This is a genomic window from Pseudomonas laurylsulfatiphila (genome assembly GCF_002934665.1).
GTDB lineage: Bacteria > Pseudomonadota > Gammaproteobacteria > Pseudomonadales > Pseudomonadaceae > Aquipseudomonas > Aquipseudomonas laurylsulfatiphila.
The window spans coordinates 125,265-143,148 of record NZ_NIRS01000003.1; the positions used below are offsets into that span (position 1 = coordinate 125,265).

Annotated in this window: 15 protein-coding genes; 7 read left to right on the top strand and 8 right to left on the bottom strand. The window is 60.7% G+C overall.

What is annotated here, in order from left to right; translation table 11 throughout:
- Nucleotides 1-21: 21 nt before the first annotated feature.
- From CD175_RS11020 to kdpF, 6 genes are all read right to left on the bottom strand, one after another.
- On the bottom strand, nucleotides 22-720 hold the full coding sequence (locus tag CD175_RS11020; protein WP_104448938.1) for a response regulator: 699 nt from the start codon (nucleotides 718-720) through the stop codon (nucleotides 22-24).
- 48 nt (nucleotides 721-768) lie between these two features.
- Nucleotides 769-3,420: a DUF4118 domain-containing protein gene (locus CD175_RS11025; protein WP_104448939.1), complete on the bottom strand. Its 2,652-nt coding sequence runs from the start codon at nucleotides 3,418-3,420 to the stop codon at nucleotides 769-771.
- A 116-nt stretch (nucleotides 3,421-3,536) separates the two neighbouring features.
- Entirely contained in the window at nucleotides 3,537-4,082 is a 546-nt protein-coding gene (kdpC, locus tag CD175_RS11030; RefSeq protein ID WP_104448940.1) for a potassium-transporting ATPase subunit KdpC, read from the bottom strand.
- Nucleotides 4,083-4,224: 142 nt separating this feature from the next.
- Nucleotides 4,225-6,282: a potassium-transporting ATPase subunit KdpB gene (gene kdpB, locus CD175_RS11035; RefSeq protein WP_104448941.1), complete on the bottom strand. Its 2,058-nt coding sequence runs from the start codon at nucleotides 6,280-6,282 to the stop codon at nucleotides 4,225-4,227.
- An 11-nt stretch (nucleotides 6,283-6,293) separates the two neighbouring features.
- Nucleotides 6,294-7,988, bottom strand: coding sequence for a potassium-transporting ATPase subunit KdpA (gene kdpA, locus CD175_RS11040; protein WP_104448942.1), 1,695 nt, complete (start codon nucleotides 7,986-7,988; stop codon nucleotides 6,294-6,296).
- An 8-nt stretch (nucleotides 7,989-7,996) separates the two neighbouring features.
- Nucleotides 7,997-8,086 (bottom strand): K(+)-transporting ATPase subunit F, encoded by a 90-nt coding sequence (kdpF, locus tag CD175_RS11045; protein ID WP_007899818.1) that lies wholly within the window; start codon nucleotides 8,084-8,086, stop codon nucleotides 7,997-7,999.
- A 343-nt stretch (nucleotides 8,087-8,429) separates the two neighbouring features.
- On the opposite strand from kdpF, the gene rfbB reads away from it, so the two are divergent.
- The 6 genes from rfbB to CD175_RS11075 all read left to right on the top strand — a co-directional run bounded on the left by rfbB (nucleotide 8,430) and on the right by CD175_RS11075 (nucleotide 13,958).
- Nucleotides 8,430-9,512, top strand: a complete 1,083-nt coding sequence (rfbB, locus tag CD175_RS11050; RefSeq protein ID WP_104448943.1) for a dTDP-glucose 4,6-dehydratase — start codon at nucleotides 8,430-8,432, stop codon at nucleotides 9,510-9,512.
- Nucleotides 9,509-10,384, top strand: coding sequence for a glucose-1-phosphate thymidylyltransferase RfbA (gene rfbA, locus CD175_RS11055; protein WP_104448944.1), 876 nt, complete (start codon nucleotides 9,509-9,511; stop codon nucleotides 10,382-10,384). Before rfbB ends, rfbA begins: the two co-directional genes overlap by 4 nt.
- Nucleotides 10,385-10,430: 46 nt before the next feature.
- The gene (gene rfbD, locus CD175_RS11060; RefSeq protein WP_104448945.1) at nucleotides 10,431-11,300 is read left to right on the top strand and encodes a dTDP-4-dehydrorhamnose reductase; all 870 of its coding nucleotides are present in this window, start codon (nucleotides 10,431-10,433) and stop codon (nucleotides 11,298-11,300) included.
- A 259-nt stretch (nucleotides 11,301-11,559) separates the two neighbouring features.
- The gene (eat, locus tag CD175_RS11065) at nucleotides 11,560-12,924 is read left to right on the top strand and encodes an ethanolamine permease (protein ID WP_104448946.1); all 1,365 of its coding nucleotides are present in this window, start codon (nucleotides 11,560-11,562) and stop codon (nucleotides 12,922-12,924) included.
- Between the two features lie 141 nt (nucleotides 12,925-13,065).
- Nucleotides 13,066-13,233, top strand: a complete 168-nt coding sequence (locus CD175_RS11070) for a DUF2897 family protein (RefSeq protein WP_079246726.1) — start codon at nucleotides 13,066-13,068, stop codon at nucleotides 13,231-13,233.
- Between the two features lie 167 nt (nucleotides 13,234-13,400).
- The gene (locus tag CD175_RS11075; protein WP_104448947.1) at nucleotides 13,401-13,958 is read left to right on the top strand and encodes a TetR/AcrR family transcriptional regulator; all 558 of its coding nucleotides are present in this window, start codon (nucleotides 13,401-13,403) and stop codon (nucleotides 13,956-13,958) included.
- On the opposite strand, the gene fabF is transcribed toward CD175_RS11075, so the two are convergent.
- Both fabF and CD175_RS11085 read right to left on the bottom strand, forming a co-directional pair.
- The gene (gene fabF / locus CD175_RS11080; protein WP_104448948.1) at nucleotides 13,955-15,229 is read right to left on the bottom strand and encodes a beta-ketoacyl-ACP synthase II; all 1,275 of its coding nucleotides are present in this window, start codon (nucleotides 15,227-15,229) and stop codon (nucleotides 13,955-13,957) included. The genes CD175_RS11075 and fabF overlap by 4 nt on opposite strands.
- 31 nt (nucleotides 15,230-15,260) lie before the next feature.
- A complete protein-coding gene (locus CD175_RS11085; RefSeq protein ID WP_104448949.1) occupies nucleotides 15,261-16,055 on the bottom strand; it encodes an SDR family NAD(P)-dependent oxidoreductase in 795 nt (264 codons plus the stop codon).
- Nucleotides 16,056-16,543: 488 nt separating this feature from the next.
- Here CD175_RS11085 and CD175_RS11090 point away from each other — a divergent pair, with 488 nt between their 5' ends.
- Complete coding sequence (locus tag CD175_RS11090; protein ID WP_104448950.1) at nucleotides 16,544-17,824, top strand: Wzz/FepE/Etk N-terminal domain-containing protein; 1,281 nt, start codon at nucleotides 16,544-16,546, stop codon at nucleotides 17,822-17,824.
- Nucleotides 17,825-17,884 lie beyond the last annotated feature (60 nt).

Genomic DNA, 17,884 nt, shown 5'->3' on the forward strand with positions numbered 1-17,884 from the left:
GCCGGATCATTCAACGCAACACTAAAGGCTGTCCTCACTCAACAACCGATACCCCACCCCCGCCTCGGTAACGATGAACCTTGGCTGGGTCGGGTCATCCGCCAGTTTCTGGCGCAAGTGCCCGACCACGATGCGCAGGTAGTGAGTGTCTTCGGTGTGCGTCGGCCCCCAGATGTCCTTGAGCAATTGCTGCTGGGTGATCACCCGCCCGGGATGCCGCGCCAGTTGAGCCAGCACGGCGTATTCCTTGCGAGTCAAGGCGACCTCGATACCGTCGAGCAGCACCCGGCGATACGCCAGGTCGACCGTCAATGGACCGAAGCTCAGCGCCGCTGGCTGGGCTTCGCCGACGGACGCCTGACGCAGCAACACACGAATCCGCGCCAGGAATTCCTGGATGCCGAACGGCTTGGTCACGTAGTCATTGGCGCCGCCATCCAGGGCCTCGACTTTCTGCCCTTCACCGGCGCGCACGGAGAGCACCAGCACCGGCACCGTCGACCACTCGCGAAAATCGCGCAATACCTGCTGGCCGTCCATGTCCGGCAAGCCGAGGTCGAGCACCAGCAAGTCCGGTTTGTTCAATGCAGCTTGGGCCAAGCCTTCACTGCCCGTGCCGGCCTCCAGCACTTTGTAGCCTTGGGAAGCGAGGCTGATGCGCAGGAATTTGCGGATCTGCGGTTCGTCGTCGATGACCAGGATGGTCGCGGTCTGGCTCATGAGTTCACATCAACACAAAGAAGTGGCAAGAGAGTAGCGCAAGCACGATCAGGCTTCACTCTCGTATCCCGGCTGAGCCTGTAGCGGCAGGTGCAACGTGATGCAGGTGCCGCGCCCCTCGATGCCGTCGGCGACGCTGATGCGCCCGCCATGGGCACCGACCATGCCCTGACAGATCGCCAGCCCCAGTCCGGTGCCCTGTCCGCCACGATCACCTCGCGCCGCGGTGTAGAACATGTCGAAAATCTTCGCCCGATCCTCCTCCGGAATCCCCGGGCCTTCATCGCTGACCGAAAAAAACAGCTCACCGTCGTCGGCCCCGGCGCGCAATTGCAAACGCCCGTGGGGCGGCGAAAAGCGCGCGGCGTTTTCCAGCACGTTGACCAATGCCTGTTCGATCAGCGCGGCGTGCACATACAACAGCGGTAACTCGGCCGGCACGTCGGTGCTGACTTGCAGCGGCGCAAGGACTGCGCGCAGGCGATTGAGCGCGCTGCCGACGATATCGGCCGGTGACACCCAGTCCCGCGCCAGCTTCAGGGCGCCGTGGCCGAGGCGGGTCATGTCGAGCAGATTCTGGATATAACGATCAAGGCGCTCGGCTTCATCGCGGGTGCCTTCGAGCAGTTCACGCCGGTCCTCCAGCGGGATCGCTTCACCCAGGGCCAGCAGGCTATCGATACTGCCGCGCATGGACGTCAAGGGTGTGCGCAAATCGTGGGACACCGAAGCCAGCAAGGCACTGCGCAACTGCTCGGTTTCACCGTGCAGCCGCGCCGCTTCCAGATCATCGGCCAGTTGCGCCCGGGCCAGCGCCTGGGCCAGCGGCTGGCTTAGCGCGGTCAATAAACGACGGCGCTGGCCGCTCAGGGTCTGGCCTTCCTTGGCGCACACGCCAAGCAGCGCGAGCGGGCCGTCCTCGACCGATAACGGCCACCACCACCAGCGGCCGAACGGCAAGGTGCCGGTGCCCGCACCTGCCGGTTGATCATGCTGCCAGGCCCAATCGGCGGCGGCGCGCTCAGCTTCGGTAAACTCCAGCGGGCCACCGGTTTCGACTTTCCAGCCGCTCTGCCCGTCGCGGTTGAGCAGACACAGTTGCACGTCGCTCCAACCGTTGAGGTGCTGGGCGGCCGCACTGACCACGGCCTGGCGGTCGGTGGCGGCCGTCAGCTTGCGTGACAGGTCGAGCAATTCAGTGGTCTCTTCCTGGGTATCGCGCAGTGCCTGCAATTGCCTGCGCTGGCGCGCCGCGAGGTTGCCGGTGAGGGCTGCCATCAGCAGGAAAAACAGCAAGGTCAGCACGTCTTCTTCGCGCTGGATGCTGAAAGAGAAAGTCGGTGGAATGAACAGGAAGTCATAGGTCAGGAACGACAGCGCCGCACAGGCCAGCGCCGGCCCGAGACTGCTGCGCACCGCCACCAGCAACACGGCGGCGAGGAACACCAGTGAAATATTGGGCAGTGGCAGAACGCTCGCCACGGCCCAGGCCAGGGCGCTGGCCAGAACCGTCGCGACCACGGCCAACGCGTAGTCGAACCAGACCAGTGGCCCCATCGACCGTTGATGGGGTTGATGCTGTTCGTGATCGCTATCGAGAACGTTGATTTCCAGTCCGCGCGCATTGCGCAACAGTCGCGCCGCCAACCCGCCACCGAACAGGCGTCGGCGCAATCTCGGCCGGGACTGGCCGACCAGCACCAGGCTGGCGCGACGTTCGGCGGCATGCTGGATCAGGGTTTTCGCCACCTCACCGGCGCGCAGCAACACCACTTCACCGCCCAGGCGTTCGGCCAGTTGCTGGGCGCTCTGCAGGCGCAGGCGTGACTGCTCGTCACGCACGCGACCGTTGTCCACGTGCACCAGGCTCCAGGGCAGGTGCCGCCGTTGGGCCACGCGACTGGCATGCCGTACCAGACGCTCGGCCTGGGCATCGCCGTCCACCCCTACCAGCAAACGCCCGCGCACCGCTGGCGCCGCTTGTCCGAGTTGGCGATAGCCCAGGGCCAGATCGTTATCGACCTGAGCCGCTGCGGTTTGCATCGCCAGTTCGCGCAGGGCTGTCAGGTTGGTCTGGGAAAAGAACGCGTCGATGGCCGCCCGCGCCTGCTCCGGCACATAGACTTTGCCGTCGCGCAGGCGCTCGAGCAGTTCCCGTGGCGGCAAGTCGATCAGCAGCAGTTCGTAGGCTTCTTGCAGCACCCAGTCCGGCAAGGTTTCACGGACCTGCACACCGGTGATGCCACGCACCTGATCGTTGAGGCTTTCCAGGTGCTGGACGTTGACCGTTGTGTAGACATCAATGCCGGCGGCGAGCAGTTCCTGAATGTCCTGCCAGCGCTTTTCGTGACGGCTGCCGGGTGCGTTGGTGTGCGCCAGTTCATCGACCAGCACCAGCTTCGGTTTGGCTTTGATCAGCCCGTCCAGGTCCATTTCTTCGAGCAACACACCGCGGTATTCCGAGCGCACCAACGGCTGCTGCGGCAAGCCGCTGAGCAGTACCTCAGTTTCGGCTCGGCCGTGGGTTTCGACGACGCCGGCAATGACCTTCACGCCTTGGCGCAGCTGAGTGTGGGCGGCCTGGAGCATGGCGTAGGTCTTGCCGACCCCGGGGGCGGCGCCGAGAAATACCTTGAGCCGGCCACGGCCATCGCGGGGCAGGTCTGCTAACAGCGCGTCGGCGCGGCCGGAGTTGCTCATCTGTAATTGCCTTGTTCGACTTTAAATTGGGGGGGGGGGTTGCCTTGAAAGATCGCAGCCTTCGGCAGCTCCTACAGGGGTTGGCGTAGGAGCTGGCGAAGCCTGCGATCTTTTGACTACAGCTTTTCCAGCGCCAGATTCAACTCAAGCACATTAACCACCGGCGGGCCTACCAATGGCTGCTCGATGTGCGCGTCCAGCAGCTGTTGGAGTGACGCGACCGGCAGGTTGCGCGCCGCCGCGACACGCGCCAGTTGATAGGCAATCGCCGCCGGTGGCAAGTGCGGATCGAGACCGCTGCCCGACGTCGTGACCAACGCCAACGGCACCGGCCCCTGGCCGGGCACAAGCAGCTTGCCGGCTTCGTCGATCACCCGCGTGGCCAGGGCCGGGTTGCTCGGCGACAGGTTGCTGGCGCTGCTCGATACGGTGGCAAAGGCACCGGCCGAAGGACGCGGGTGGAACCAGGCGTCGCCGACGAAATCCTGGGCGATCAGCGAGGAACCGCGGACCTTGCCTTCGGCATCGCGCACCAGGCTGCCGTTGGCCTGATCCGGGAACGCGACCTGGGCCACGCCGGTAACCACCAGTGGATAGGCGACGCCGGTGATCAGCGTCATCAGGACCAGCAGGCTCAGGGCCGGGCGTACCAATGTGGACATTTCAAAATCCTCGAATTCGTAATTCAATCAATTGGACCGTGTCGCATTCTTCGCGAGCGGGCTCGCTCCCACAGGGCGAAAGCATTTCAAATGTGGGAGCGAGCCTGCTCGCGAAGGCGGTGCATCTGGCACCCCGCGCAGGTCAAACCAGATGCAACGCCGTCAACAGCATGTCGATCGCCTTGATGCCCACGAACGGCACCAAAATCCCGCCCAGGCCATAGATCAGCAAATTGCGTCGCAACAGCGCCGCCGCACTCGCCGCCTGCACGCGCACGCCGCGCAATGCCAGGGGAATCAGCACCACGATGATCAACGCGTTGAAAACGATCGCCGACAGAATCGCGCTCTGTGGACTGCTCAGGTGCATCACGTTGAGCACGCCCAGTTGCGGGTAGATCGCGGCGAACAGCGCCGGCAGGATCGCGAAGTATTTGGCCACGTCGTTGGCGATGGAAAAGGTCGTCAGCGCACCGCGGGTGACCAGCAATTCCTTGCCGATCTGCACCACGTCCAGCAACTTGGTCGGGTCGCTGTCGAGGTCGACCATGTTGGCCGCTTCACGTGCCGCTTGCGTACCGTCGTTCATCGCCATGCCGACGTCCGCCTGGGCCAGTGCCGGGGCATCGTTGGCGCCGTCGCCGCACATGGCGACCAGGCGACCGTCGTTTTGCTCGTGACGAATGCGCGCCAGTTTTTTCTCCGGCGTGGCTTCCGCCAGCACATCGTCCACGCCGGCCTCAGCGGCGATGGCGGCTGCAGTCAACGGGTTGTCGCCGGTGACCATGACCGTGCGAATACCCAGCTTGCGCAACTCGGCGAAACGCTCGCGGATACCGGGCTTGACCACGTCCTTCAGGTGGATCGCGCCGAGCAACTTGCCGTCGGCGCAGACCAGCAAGGGGGTGCCACCGCTTTGGGCGATCTTGTCGATTTCGCGGGACAAGGCCGGTGCCAGGTCAGCACGTTTCAGGCCGACGAAGGCCAGCAATGAATCCACCGCCCCCTTGCGGTACACGCGCCCTTGATAGTCGACACCGGACAAGCGGGTTTCGGCACTGAATGGCACGGCTGTCAGCACGTCGGCGGACGGTTCCGGTTGCGGATGAGTGCCACGCAGGTACTCGACGATCGACTTGCCTTCAGCGGTGTCGTCGGCCAGCGACGCCAGCAACGCGCCTTCGGCCAATTCCATGGCCGACACGCCTGGCGCGGCATACACCGCCGAGCAACGACGGTTACCAAAGGTGATGGTGCCGGTCTTGTCCAGCAGCAGGACGTGCACGTCCCCCGCCGCTTCCACCGCACGCCCGGACTTGGCGATCACGTTCAGCCGCACCAGACGATCCATGCCGGCGATACCGATGGCCGACAGCAAACCGCCGATGGTGGTCGGAATCAAGGTGACCAACAGCGCCACCAGGAACACCAGCGGCAGGCTGCCGTTGGCGAAGTGGGCGAACGGTTGCAGGGTGACGACCACCAGCAGGAAGATCAGGGTCAGGCCGATCAGCAGGATGTCGAGCGCCACTTCGTTCGGGGTTTTCTGGCGTTTGGCGCCTTCGACCAGGGCGATCATGCGGTCCAGGGTCGACTCGCCAGGGTTGGCGGTGATCTTCACCAACAGCCAGTCGGACACCAGCCGTGTATTGCCGGTGACGGCCGAGCGGTCGCCGCCGGACTCGCGAATCACCGGGGCCGATTCACCGGTAATCGCCGCTTCGTTGACCGCTGCGATGCCTTCGATCACTTCGCCGTCACCGGGGATCATCTCCCCGGCTTCGACACGTACGACATCGCCCTTGCGCAGACTCGTGGCCGGCACCACCTGGAACGTGCCATTGCTGGTTTTGCGCCGGGCGCTGAGGCCTTCGCTACCGGCCTTGAGGCTGTCGGCGCGGGCCTTGCCACGACCTTCAGCCAAAGCTTCGGCGAAGTTGGCGAACAGCACGGTGAACCACAGCCACACGGCAATTTGCGCGGCGACGAAGGTCGGTACGGCCGTATCGGGAATGAAGCACAGCACCGTGGTCAGGATCGCGGTCAGTTCGACCACCAGCATCACCGGCGCACGTTGCAATTGCCGTGGGTCGAGCTTGACGAAGGCTTGCACCAGCGCCGGGCGCCACAGGGCCGAGATCGCGGTTTTCGGTTGTTCCGGCGCCTTGACGGCGACGGTTTTGGATACGGGCATATTCATCTTCAACTTCCTCAGAAGGCCATGCTCAGATGTTCAGCAATCGGGCCCAGCGCCAGGGTCGGCAGGAATGTCAGGCCGCCCACCAGCAAAATGGTCACAGTCAGCAAGGTCACGAACAGGGGGCCGTGGGTCGGGAAGCTGTTCTGGCCAATCGGTGCGGTTTTCTTCATCGCCAGGCTGCCGGCCAGGGCCAGAACGGGGAGGATGTATCCGAAGCGACCAATCAACATGCCCATGCCCAGCATCAGGTTGTGAAACGGCGTGTTGGCACCGAAGCCACCGAACGCCGAACCGTTGTTGGCACTGGCCGAGGTGTAGGCGTAGAGCAACTGACTGAAACCGTGGGCGCCGGGGTTGCTCACCGAGGCCACCGGGCCTGGCAGGCTGGCGGCAATCGCGCCGAGCACCAATACGCCAATCGGCATGACCATCAGGGTCAGCACCAGCAATTGCACTTCCCTGGCTTGCAGCTTCTTGCCGAGGTACTCCGGCGTACGACCGATCATCAGGCCGGCGAGGAACACCGCGATCAGCACGTTGAGCAACATGCCGTAGAGCCCGGCACCAACGCCGCCGAAGATCACCTCGCCGACCATCATGTTGACCAGCGCGACCATCCCGCTCAGCGGGTTGAGGCTGTCGTGCATGCCGTTGACCGAACCGTTGGACGCGGCCGTGGTGGTCACCGACCAGAGCACCGTGGCGGTAGTACCGAAACGCGCTTCCTTGCCTTCCAGCGGCGCAGTCTGCTCGACGGCTACATTGTTCAGGGTCGGGTTCGGCTGGTATTCAGCCCATAGCGAGGTCGCGCCGCCGATCAGGAACAGCGCCAGCATGCAGGCAATGATTGCGCGACTCTGACGCAGGTCCTTCACGTAGTGGCCGAAAGTGAACACCAACGCGACGGGGATCAGAATGATCGACGCCAGTTCGAACAGGTTGGCCCAAGCCGTCGGGTTTTCGAACGGATGCGCCGAGTTGACGCCGAAGAAGCCGCCACCGTTGGTACCCAATTGCTTGATCGCAATCTGGCTGGCAGCCGGGCCCAGTGGAATGACCTGATCGACGCCTTGCACCGTCACCGCGTTCACATACTGCGCGAAGGTTTGCGGCACGCCCTGCCAGACCAGATACAGCGCCAGCAACAGGCACAGCGGGAGCAGGCCGTAGAGGGTGGCGCGGGTCATGTCGACCCAGAAGTTGCCCAGCGATGCAGTGGATTTGCGCCCGATGCCGCGGCACAGCGCAACCAGTACGGCCAGGCCAGTGGCGGCGCTGACGAAGTTCTGCACGGTGAGGCCGGCCATCTGGCTCAAGTAGCTCAGGGACGCTTCGCCGCTGTAAGCCTGCCAGTTGGTGTTGGTCATGAAACTGACGGCGGTGTTGAACGCCAGCGTCCACTCCTGGCCCGGCAGGTTTTGCGGGTTCAGCGGCAAATGGTCCTGGAACAACAGGATCGCGAACAGCAGCAGGAAACCCGCAAGGTTGAAGGCGAGCAAGGCCAGCGTGTACTTCTGCCAGCTCTGTTCGGCGTGCGGATCGACGCCCGCCAGGCGATAGCAACCGCGTTCGACCGGGCCAAGGACCGGCGACAGCCACGTGCGCTGCCCCTCCATTACCTTGTAGTAGAAGCGCCCGAGAAACGGCGCCGGGACCAATACCAGGGCGAAAAACCCGAGGATCAGCCAATAGTCATAACTGTGCATAGCCGCTCCTAGTTCCGGTCCGCGCGCAACAGCGCAACCAACAGATAAATGAACAGCCCCACTGCCAACAGCAGTGACACCCCGTCCAGAACGCTCATGGAAGTTCTCCGTTTTACGGCGTATTGCCGCGTGTGGAGTCATTGTCGGAAAGGAGGCTGTAAAGGAACGAGACCGAGGGTGCGGGCCGGGCATAAAGAAAGCGTAAAGAGTGGGTTTACGCTGGAGTTACGGGGAGAGCGAAGGCCTTCCGATACGGAAAAAACCACGAGAGTCGTACCCGGAACTCCAAATTGTGCGCAAGAGTAGTGAGTGACGGCGGCAACTCATGGATAATCGAAGCTGATTGGCGCGACGCAACCAAATGGATCAAGAACTCTTGCACCTCCCCGCTCGCGCCTGCAAGCTACCGCCATTCGCATTACTGAAAAAGGCTGGCCCAACGTGCGTATCCTCATTACCGGCGGAGCCGGCTTCATCGGCTCGGCCCTTGTTCGCGAGCTGATTCAACACACCGGGCATGAAGTGCTCAACCTGGACAAACTGACGTATGCCGGTAATCTCGAATCGCTGACCAGCATCGCCAACGACACGCGCTACGAGTTCGTTCAGGCCGATATTGTCGACCAGGCCACCGTCAGTGCAGTGCTGGCCCGTTTCCAGCCTCACGCGATCATGCACCTGGCAGCGGAGTCCCACGTCGATCGTTCCATCGACGGGCCATCGGAATTCATCCAGACCAACATCGTCGGCACCTACAGCCTGCTCGAAGCTGCCCGTGCCTATTGGCAAGCCCTCCCGGCGCCCGAGAAAAGCGCGTTCCGCTTTCATCACATTTCCACTGACGAGGTTTACGGCGACCTGCACGGTGTCGACGACCTGTTTACGGAAACGACGCCCTACGCACCCAGCTCGCCCTACTCCGCCAGCAAGGCCGCGTCCGACCATCTGGTCCGCGCCTGGCAGCGAACCTATGGCCTGCCAGTGCTGCTGACCAATTGCTCGAACAATTACGGGCCTTTCCACTTCCCCGAGAAACTGATTCCGCTGGTCATCCTCAATGCCCTGGCCGGCAAGCCGCTGCCGGTCTATGGCAATGGCCTGCAAGTGCGCGACTGGCTGTTCGTCGAAGATCACGCCCGGGCACTGCTCAAGGTGGTGACCACCGGCACCGTCGGCGAGACCTACAACATCGGCGGGCACAACGAACAAAAGAACATCGACGTGGTGCGCGGAATCTGCGCCCTGCTCGAAGAACTGGCACCGCATAAACCGGAAGGCATTGCGCATTACGCCGACCTGATCACGTTCGTCCAGGACCGTCCTGGTCATGACTTACGCTACGCAATCGATGCCGGCAAGATTGAACGCGAACTGGGCTGGGTGCCCGAAGAGACCTTCGAAACCGGGCTGCGCAAAACCGTTCAATGGTACCTGGACAACCTGGAGTGGTGCCGCCGTGTCCAGGACGGCAGCTATCAAGGTGAACGCCTTGGCGCCATCAATCCCAAGGAGCTGCTCGCATGATGAAAGGCATCGTTTTGGCGGGTGGCTCAGGCACGCGCCTGCACCCGATTACGCTCGGCGTGTCGAAGCAGCTGTTGCCGGTCTACGACAAGCCCATGATCTACTATCCGATCTCGGTGCTGATGCTGGCCGGCATCAAGGACATCCTGCTGATCTCCACCCCGCAGGATCTGCCGCAGTATCGCAATCTGCTGGGTGACGGCAGCCAGTTCGGGGTGAACTTCAGCTTTGCCGAGCAGCCCTCACCGGACGGTCTGGCCCAGGCTTTCCTGATTGGCGAGGAGTTCATCGGCGATGACCCTGTGTGCCTGATCCTGGGCGACAACATCTTCCACGGTCAGCACTTTGGCGAACAGTTGCAGAACGCGGCAAAACGCTGCTCCGGCGCCACCGTGTTCGGTTACTGGGTCAAGGACCCCGAGCGCTTCGGTGTGATCGACTTCGACAGCGATGGCCGTGCGCTTTCGATCGAGGAAAAACCGAAAAAACCGAAATCCAGCTATGCCGTTACCGGCCTGTATTTCTACGACAACGACGTGATCGAGATCGCCAAGGCGGTGAAACCTTCGCCTCGCGGCGAGCTGGAAATCACCGACGTCAACAACGCCTATCTGCAACGCGGCGACCTGCAGGTCGAGCGTTTTGGTCGGGGTTTCGCCTGGCTCGACACCGGTACCCACGACAGCTTACTCGAAGCCTCTCAATACGTGCAGACCATCGAACACCGCCAAGGCCTCAAAGTCGCCTGTCTCGAAGAAATAGCCTATGAAAATGGCTGGATCGACCGCGAACAGCTGCTGGAGCGCGCCCGGTACTTTGGCAAGACGGGTTATGGCCAGTACCTGGCCAAACTGGCAGGGGAAGAGCCATGAACCTGTGTCAGCCCGATTTGCCTCGTGAAGAGACTGGGCTGCTGCCATGAAAGTACTCATCAACGGCCGCAACGGTCAGGTCTCCCATGAGCTGCAACGGCGACTGGGGGGTGTCGGCGAACTGATCGTATTGGGTCGCGATCAGCTCGATCTCGCGCAACCCGATCAGATTCGCCGCCAGGTGCAAAACATCAGGCCCGATCTGATCATCAACGCGGCGGCCCATACCGCCGTTGACCTGGCAGAAAGCGAGCCGCAAGCAGCCTTCGCCATCAACGCGATCGCTCCCGGCATCCTCGCCGAAGAGGCGCTGGCTCTGGACATCCCGTTGATACATTACTCCACGGACTATGTTTTCGACGGGTTGAAAGCCGGACCTTACAACGAGGACGACAGGCCCAATCCGCTCGGGGTATACGGCAAGAGCAAGCTGGCCGGCGAACAGGCCATCAGGGACGTGCAAGACAAACACCTGATCCTGCGTACCAGTTGGGTCTATTCAACCCATGGCCGCAACTTTCTGCTGACGATGCAGCGCCTACTGCAAGAGAAACCGGAGTTGCGTGTAGTCGCCGATCAAATCGGGGCCCCTACCTGGGCCGGCACAATCGCCAACAGCACCCTTGCCCTGATTGAACACTGGCAGGCGAACGAAGAGGCCAACTGGGGTACTTATCACCTGAGCGCTCAAGGTGAGACCTCCTGGTTCGGCTTCGCCCAGGCAATCGGCGAAGCATTGCGACAACAGGGCAAGCCCTGCGCCGCCCTGTTACCGATCCCGTCCAGCGACTACCCGACGCCCGCCGCCCGGCCGCTTAACTCGCGCCTGGATTGCAGTCGCTTGCAACGCGATTGGGGCGTCAGTCAACCTGACTGGCAGACGGCGTTGCGCGAGTGCCTTACCGAACAAACCTGAACATCAACGGCAGCCCGCACCTGCTTTGAAATACGACGTATCCGCTTCGCAGCGGCGTCGTGTAGCAGACAGGCGGGCTTGCTCGCGAAAGCGGCATTTGCAACAACGACGCCCCCGACTGACGCACAAAGTTCGCACAATCAGTGGCGAACATCTCCGATACGACGCCTTTCAGCCCATTACGACGCACCCTCGCGAAATGGCACGCCCACTGCACTGACCTCCCCCGAGCGTTCCAAACCACTCAGGGAGCAAGCGCATGAACACACAACTCAAACCCACGCTGGGCACGTTGCATCTGTGGGGTATTGCCGTCGGGCTGGTGATTTCCGGGGAGTATTTCGGCTGGAGTTATGGCTGGGGCGTGGCCGGGACCTTGGGCTTTCTGGTGACCTCTTTCATGGTCGCCACCATGTACACGTGCTTCATCTTCAGTTTCACCGAGCTGACCACCGCCATTCCTCACGCTGGAGGTCCGTTTGCCTACAGTCGTCGCGCGTTTGGGGAAAAAGGCGGATTGATCGCCGGCCTGGCGACATTGATCGAATTCGTCTTCGCCCCACCGGCGATTGCCCTGGCCATCGGCGCCTATCTCAATGTCCAGTTTCCAGCCCTGGACCCGAAACACGCGGCAGTCGGTGCCTACATCCTGTTCATGGGTCTCAACATCCTCGGCGTGAAACTGGCGGCGACCTTCGAGCTGGTGGTCTGCGTGTTGGCGGTCGCTGAATTGCTGGTGTTCATGGGCGTGGTCGCGCCGGCGTTCAGCTTCAGCAACTTCGCCCTCAATGGCTGGGCCGGCAGCGACGTGTTCGGCGCTCCGGCGATTGCCGGAATGTTCGCGGCGATCCCCTTTGCCATCTGGTTCTTCCTGGCCATCGAAGGCGCCGCCATGGCCGCCGAAGAAGCCAAGGACCCGAAACGCACCATTCCCAAGGCCTACATCAGCGGTATTTTGACCCTGGTGCTGCTGGCGATGGGCGTGATGTTCTTCGCCGGTGGCGTCGGCGACTGGCGCACCCTGTCGAACATCAACGACCCGCTGCCCCAGGCGATGAAAACTGTGGTCGGCGAAAGCTCGGGCTGGCTGCACATGCTGGTGTGGATCGGCCTGTTCGGCCTGGTGGCGAGTTTCCACGGGATCATCCTTGGCTATTCGCGCCAGTTCTTCGCCCTCGCCCGCGCCGGCTACCTGCCAGCGTCCCTGGCCAGATTGTCGCGCTTCCAGACACCGCACCGGGCGATCATCGCCGGCGGCGTAATCGGCATCGCGGCGATCTACAGCGACGGTTTGATCAACCTCGGCGGCATGACGCTGACGGCGGCGATGATCACCATGGCGGTGTTCGGCGCCATCGTCATGTACATCATGAGCATGCTCAGCCTGTTCAAGCTGCGCAAAACCGAGCCGAACCTGGAGCGCACCTTCCGCGCCCCGTGCTACCCGTTGGTGCCCTTCATTGCACTGCTGCTGGCGGTGGTGTGCCTGGTGGCGATGGCCTGGTTCAACACCTTGATCGGCCTGATCTTCCTGGGCTTCATGGCCGTAGGTTTCGTGTACTTCACGCTCACCGCGCAATTGCGCGCCGACGCACCGGCGGACGCGATGCTGACCGGACTTTGAAAGCGTTCAAGTGAACCTTGGACAACAAGCATAGAATGAGGGTGATAGCGATGGAACTGCGATGAAACCCCGTCACTCAAAGTGCTATACGCGATTGGTTGGCGAACCCTCGTCGACCCGCCTGCTTTCAAGGAGAGTCCTATGCCCTGGTATGCCTGGTTGATTCTGGTCGTTGCCATCGGCTCGATCGTTGGTGGTCTGATGATGCTGCGCGACACCGCCAACAAGGTCGAACTGACCGAAGAGCAACGTAAGCGCGTCGCCGAACGCAATGCGGAAATGGACGCCAAGGAAGCGCAGGACCGCTGAATGAAAACCCCGCCTTCCACGGCGGGGTTTGTTTTGGTGTGGTATCCCCTGAAATCATGCCGCTTTGTATCCATATCGAAGCATCTGTATGCTTTTTAGACGTAGAAGTACAGTCACCATGCAATTTTCATTGGTTAATATGGGTCGCATTGATGCGGAGATATCAGATGCGTTACTCGCAGGACCATAAAGCCCAGACCCACCAACGCATAATCAAGGAAGCTTCAGCGCGATTTCGACGCGACGGTATCGGCGCGACCGGGCTGCAACCCCTGATGAAAGCACTGGGCCTGACTCACGGTGGCTTTTACTCGCACTTCAAGTCCAAAGACGAACTGGTAGAAAAAGCCTTGCAAGAGGCTGGTGCACAAGTCGACGAATTGTGCGCGCAAATCTTCGCCGAGGAGCATCCTCTCGAAGCCTTCATCGACGCTTACCTTTCCGAATGGCATCAAACCTCACCCCACGAAGGCTGCCCGCTGTTGACCATTTCTTCGGAACTGGGGCTGCGTGGTCAACCGAGTCCGACCAGCGACGTCGTACTCCAGGCGCGACTCGATCAGATCCGGCACGCCCTTGACGGAGAGCACACCGCCGACCGCAGCATCGTCATCATGTCTACGCTGGTCGGCGCCTTGCTGTTATCGCGCAGCGTGGCCGACGCCGGGTTTGCCCAACGGATTCTCGACGTCGCACGCGAACACCTCAAACACCCGCAGGATTAACCCTGCCAACGCTTGAACAGCACACTGGCATTGACCCCGCCAAATCCGAAGCCGTTGGACAACGCATATTCGATGGCCATCGGCCGTGCGCTGCCATGAACAATGTCCACGCCTTCAGTGGCAGGGTCCGGGTTTTCGAAATTGAGGGTGGCCGGCACGACCTGGTCGCGGATTGCCAGCAGCGTAAAGATCGCTTCTAGTCCACCCGCAGCACCGAGCAAATGCCCGGTCGCCGACTTGGTGGATGTCACGGCAATGCCATTTTGCGCCCCGAACAATGCCTTGATCGCCGCCAGCTCGCCCAGATCCCCCACCGGAGTCGAGGTCGCATGAGCATTCAGATGCTGGACCTGAGCCGGTGAAACACCGGCCTGTGCCAATGCCAACGACATCGCTCGCCGCGCACCGCTGCCGTCCTCGGGACCGGCGGTCAGGTGATAGGCATCGGCGCTGGTGCCGTAGCCGACCAGCTCAGCCAGGGGCTTGGCGCCCCGGGCCAGCGCATGGTCCAGAGACTCGATGACCAGCAGCCCGGCCCCTTCACCCATGACAAAGCCATCGCGACCATTGTCGAAAGGTCGTGAAGCGCGCTCAGGCGTGTCGTTGTAAGCACTGGACAAGGCGCGAGCAGCCGCGAACCCGGCAAGGCTGACCCGATCAATCGCCGCTTCCGCACCGCCGCACACCGCGATATCCGCCTCACCCGCGCGAATCATTCGCGCCGCGTCGCCAATCGCCTGAACCCCGGCGGCGCATGCCGTGACCGGCGCGCCCAATGGCCCCTTGAAGCCATGCTGGATCGACACATGACCGGCCGCAAGGTTGACCAGAAATGAAGGAATAGTGAATGGAGACAAACGCCTCGGACCACGGCTATCGGTAGTACGCACCGCGTCGGCAATCGCGCCGAAACCACCCACGCCTGAACCGATGATGGTGGCCGTGCGCTCCTGGGCATTGGCATCCAGCGCTTGCCAGCCGGCTTGCTCCAGTGCCTGACGCGCGGCTTCCATGGCGAACAGAATGAAGCGGTCCATCTTCTTCTGTTCCTTGGGTGGGGTCGCCCGGTCCGGATCGAAACCCGCCTGGGGATCATCAGCCAGCGTCGGCACCGCACCGCCGACCTTGGCCGGCAGATCGGCAACCACCTCATCTGGCAGATTACGCAGCCCGGAACCCCCGGCCAACAGCCGCTCCCAGACCACTTCGACACCGCTCCCCAGCGGCGACACCAGGCCCATGCCTGTTACAACCACACGACGATCACTCATACCTCTCACACCTCGATCTGGTTGATGCCACTTACCGATAACGGGCAGCAGCCTTGCTTTTCGACAGGTTAGGCGCCATCACAAGACGCGCCGCCACGAACGCATTCCAATCCGCCGCATCGGGCAATGAAGGAATAGTGATCAATTCACCCTGATCCAGACCCGACAATGCAGCATCGACCATCTCACCCGCCTCCATCACCATGTCCGCAGGAATTTGCGACGCATCGATGCCGGAGCGCTCCCAGATCTCGGTTCGGGTCACACCGGGCAGCACCGCCTGGATCTTCACCCCGGTGCCGTCCAGTTCGGCGTTCAACGATTGAGTCAGGCTCAATACATAGGCCTTGCTGGCGCTGTAGGTCGCGTTGAATCGCTCGGGAAACAAGGCCACCACCGACGCAATATTGATGATTGTGCCGCGCCCGGCCTTGGTAAAACCGGCTGCAGCCGCCGCGGCCAATCGCGTGACAGCGGTGATGTTCAACTGAATCATTCGCTCCAGTTGATCGATATCGGCATTGGCCAAAAGCCCGTCCGCCGCCACGCCGGCGTTATTGAGCAACAGACTGATACTCGAATCGCTGCGTAACCGCTGTTCGAGCTGCAGCACGTCTGCTTTTTGAGTCAAGTCCGCCTTCAGCACTTCAACCTTAATCCCATGCTCCGAGCGCAGTTTGCTCGCCGCCGCCTCCAGTCGCTGCTCGTCGCGAGCCACCAGCAACAAATCAAAACCGCGGGCCGCCAACCGCTCGGCGTAAACCGCCCCGATACCTGAGGAAGCACCGGTGACAAGGGCCGTACCTTGGGACTGAACTGAATTCATGACAGTGCTCCTGAAGGATGCTGAGGGACGCCTGACACCAACACACACTGGCGCAAGCGGTATTCATTATAGTCATAATTCAAACGCAATATGATAGTCGTAATTTTATTTCTCGAGAAACGCTCGGCTCTCGTCGGTGACCCTGCCAGAATGAGAGTAGACCCTGAATGAACATGAAACCGCGCCGGCCCTGTGCGATGGAATGAATGGTATTGCGGGCTGACCGATAAATGGTGGGGGATGAACAAAGCGCTTTAAGGGTACCTTGGGGACAGGGGGCGCATGCGTAGAACCAGTCCTTGAAGCCACCGAAGCGATACCAGATCAGCCCTGTACACGTATTTGCGACTGTTTCTCACCCTTGCTGTTTGTTATCAAATGCAGGAAAATCCAAAAAAATTTAACCAGATGTAAATTTTTTCAACCTGGATGACGATAATTTTCCAGAAACACTTTTGGAGCGTCTGTCCAAACTTTCAGAGCGCGTGATGAACATTCCAGTAAATACAATTGATACCCCCCGACACGAAGTTGCTGAAGTAAAGGAGCTTATTGGTAGCCTCTGGAGCCAACGGGCGATTGTTTTACTGTTTACTGCACTGACTGTTACCGTCGCTATTGCTTATGCACAATTGGCAACTCCGGAATATGAGGCGGAAACTACTGTTCGCCCCGTTCCACTGGCTGACCTGGACGAGTTGAACGAATCCGGACTCTACAAAATCCGGCCAAATGATGCGCTGAATAACGTTGGCTCATCAATGCAGTCTTATGATGTCCGCCTGAAGTTCTTCCAGGCCAACCCGCAGTTCCTTGCGCCCTTGCAGGCACCAGGGCAATCCATTGAAGAAACATTTGAAAAATTCAACGAAAAAGCATTTTTGCTTGAGAAAATCGACCCTAAAAAGAGCTCCAGCCTTACCGAAGCCGTTGGCCTTAGTCTCAGGTATCCTCAGGGTGTAGATGGCGTAGGCATCTTGAAAGCCTTTACCGAGTACGTCGTTAAAACCGAGAAAGAAAAAGCCGCCGCAAACTTGAAAACACTCGTTGCCAACCGTATCGACAACGTGGAAAAGAAGCTGGAGTCAAAAAAATCCGTCTATGAGGCGGAAAGAGATTCAAAAATCGCCCACTTGTTGGAAAAAGACAAGTTAAAAAAACAAACACTTCAAGACGAACTCAAAGCACTGCGTCAACAACTGCAAAGCCGCAGACAAAACCGCATCAAAGAGCTTGATGAAGCCATCGTCATCGCCAAGAAACTCGGCATTGTAAAACCCACCACGCCCTCGGCGCTGGGAGACGGAGAGCAGGCACATCAGGGCAACATGATCCGAACGGAAGTCAACAATCAGAAAATACCGCTGTACTTCCTGGGACAGGCTGCACTGGAAGCAGAACGCGCCACCCTGGTAACCCGTAATTCCGATGACTTCACCGAGCCGCGTATTGATGAGATTCAAAAAGAGCTCAGCCTGCTGGCTACAAACCGCGAAGCGGCACTTCTCAAAGAGCGGGATAATCCTGAGCTATTTCTCAAGGACTTCGCAGACATTCGCGGAGAGTTGACTCACTTGAAACAACTGAATGTTAACTTCGATCAATTCAACCTGGTACAGATTGATAAAGATGCGACGGCACCTCAAGCGCCTATAAAACCGAAGAAAGCCCTGATCGTCGGATTTGGCCTGATCTTCGGATTCATACTCGGCGTGGGTGTCGCCATTCTGCGTCGCGCCCTGCTTTCAATGCATCCATCTCGTCGTTGATTGTCGAGGGCTGCGCTTGTTCTGCAGGCGCAGCCCGACTTGACCTATTGCTTTAATGCC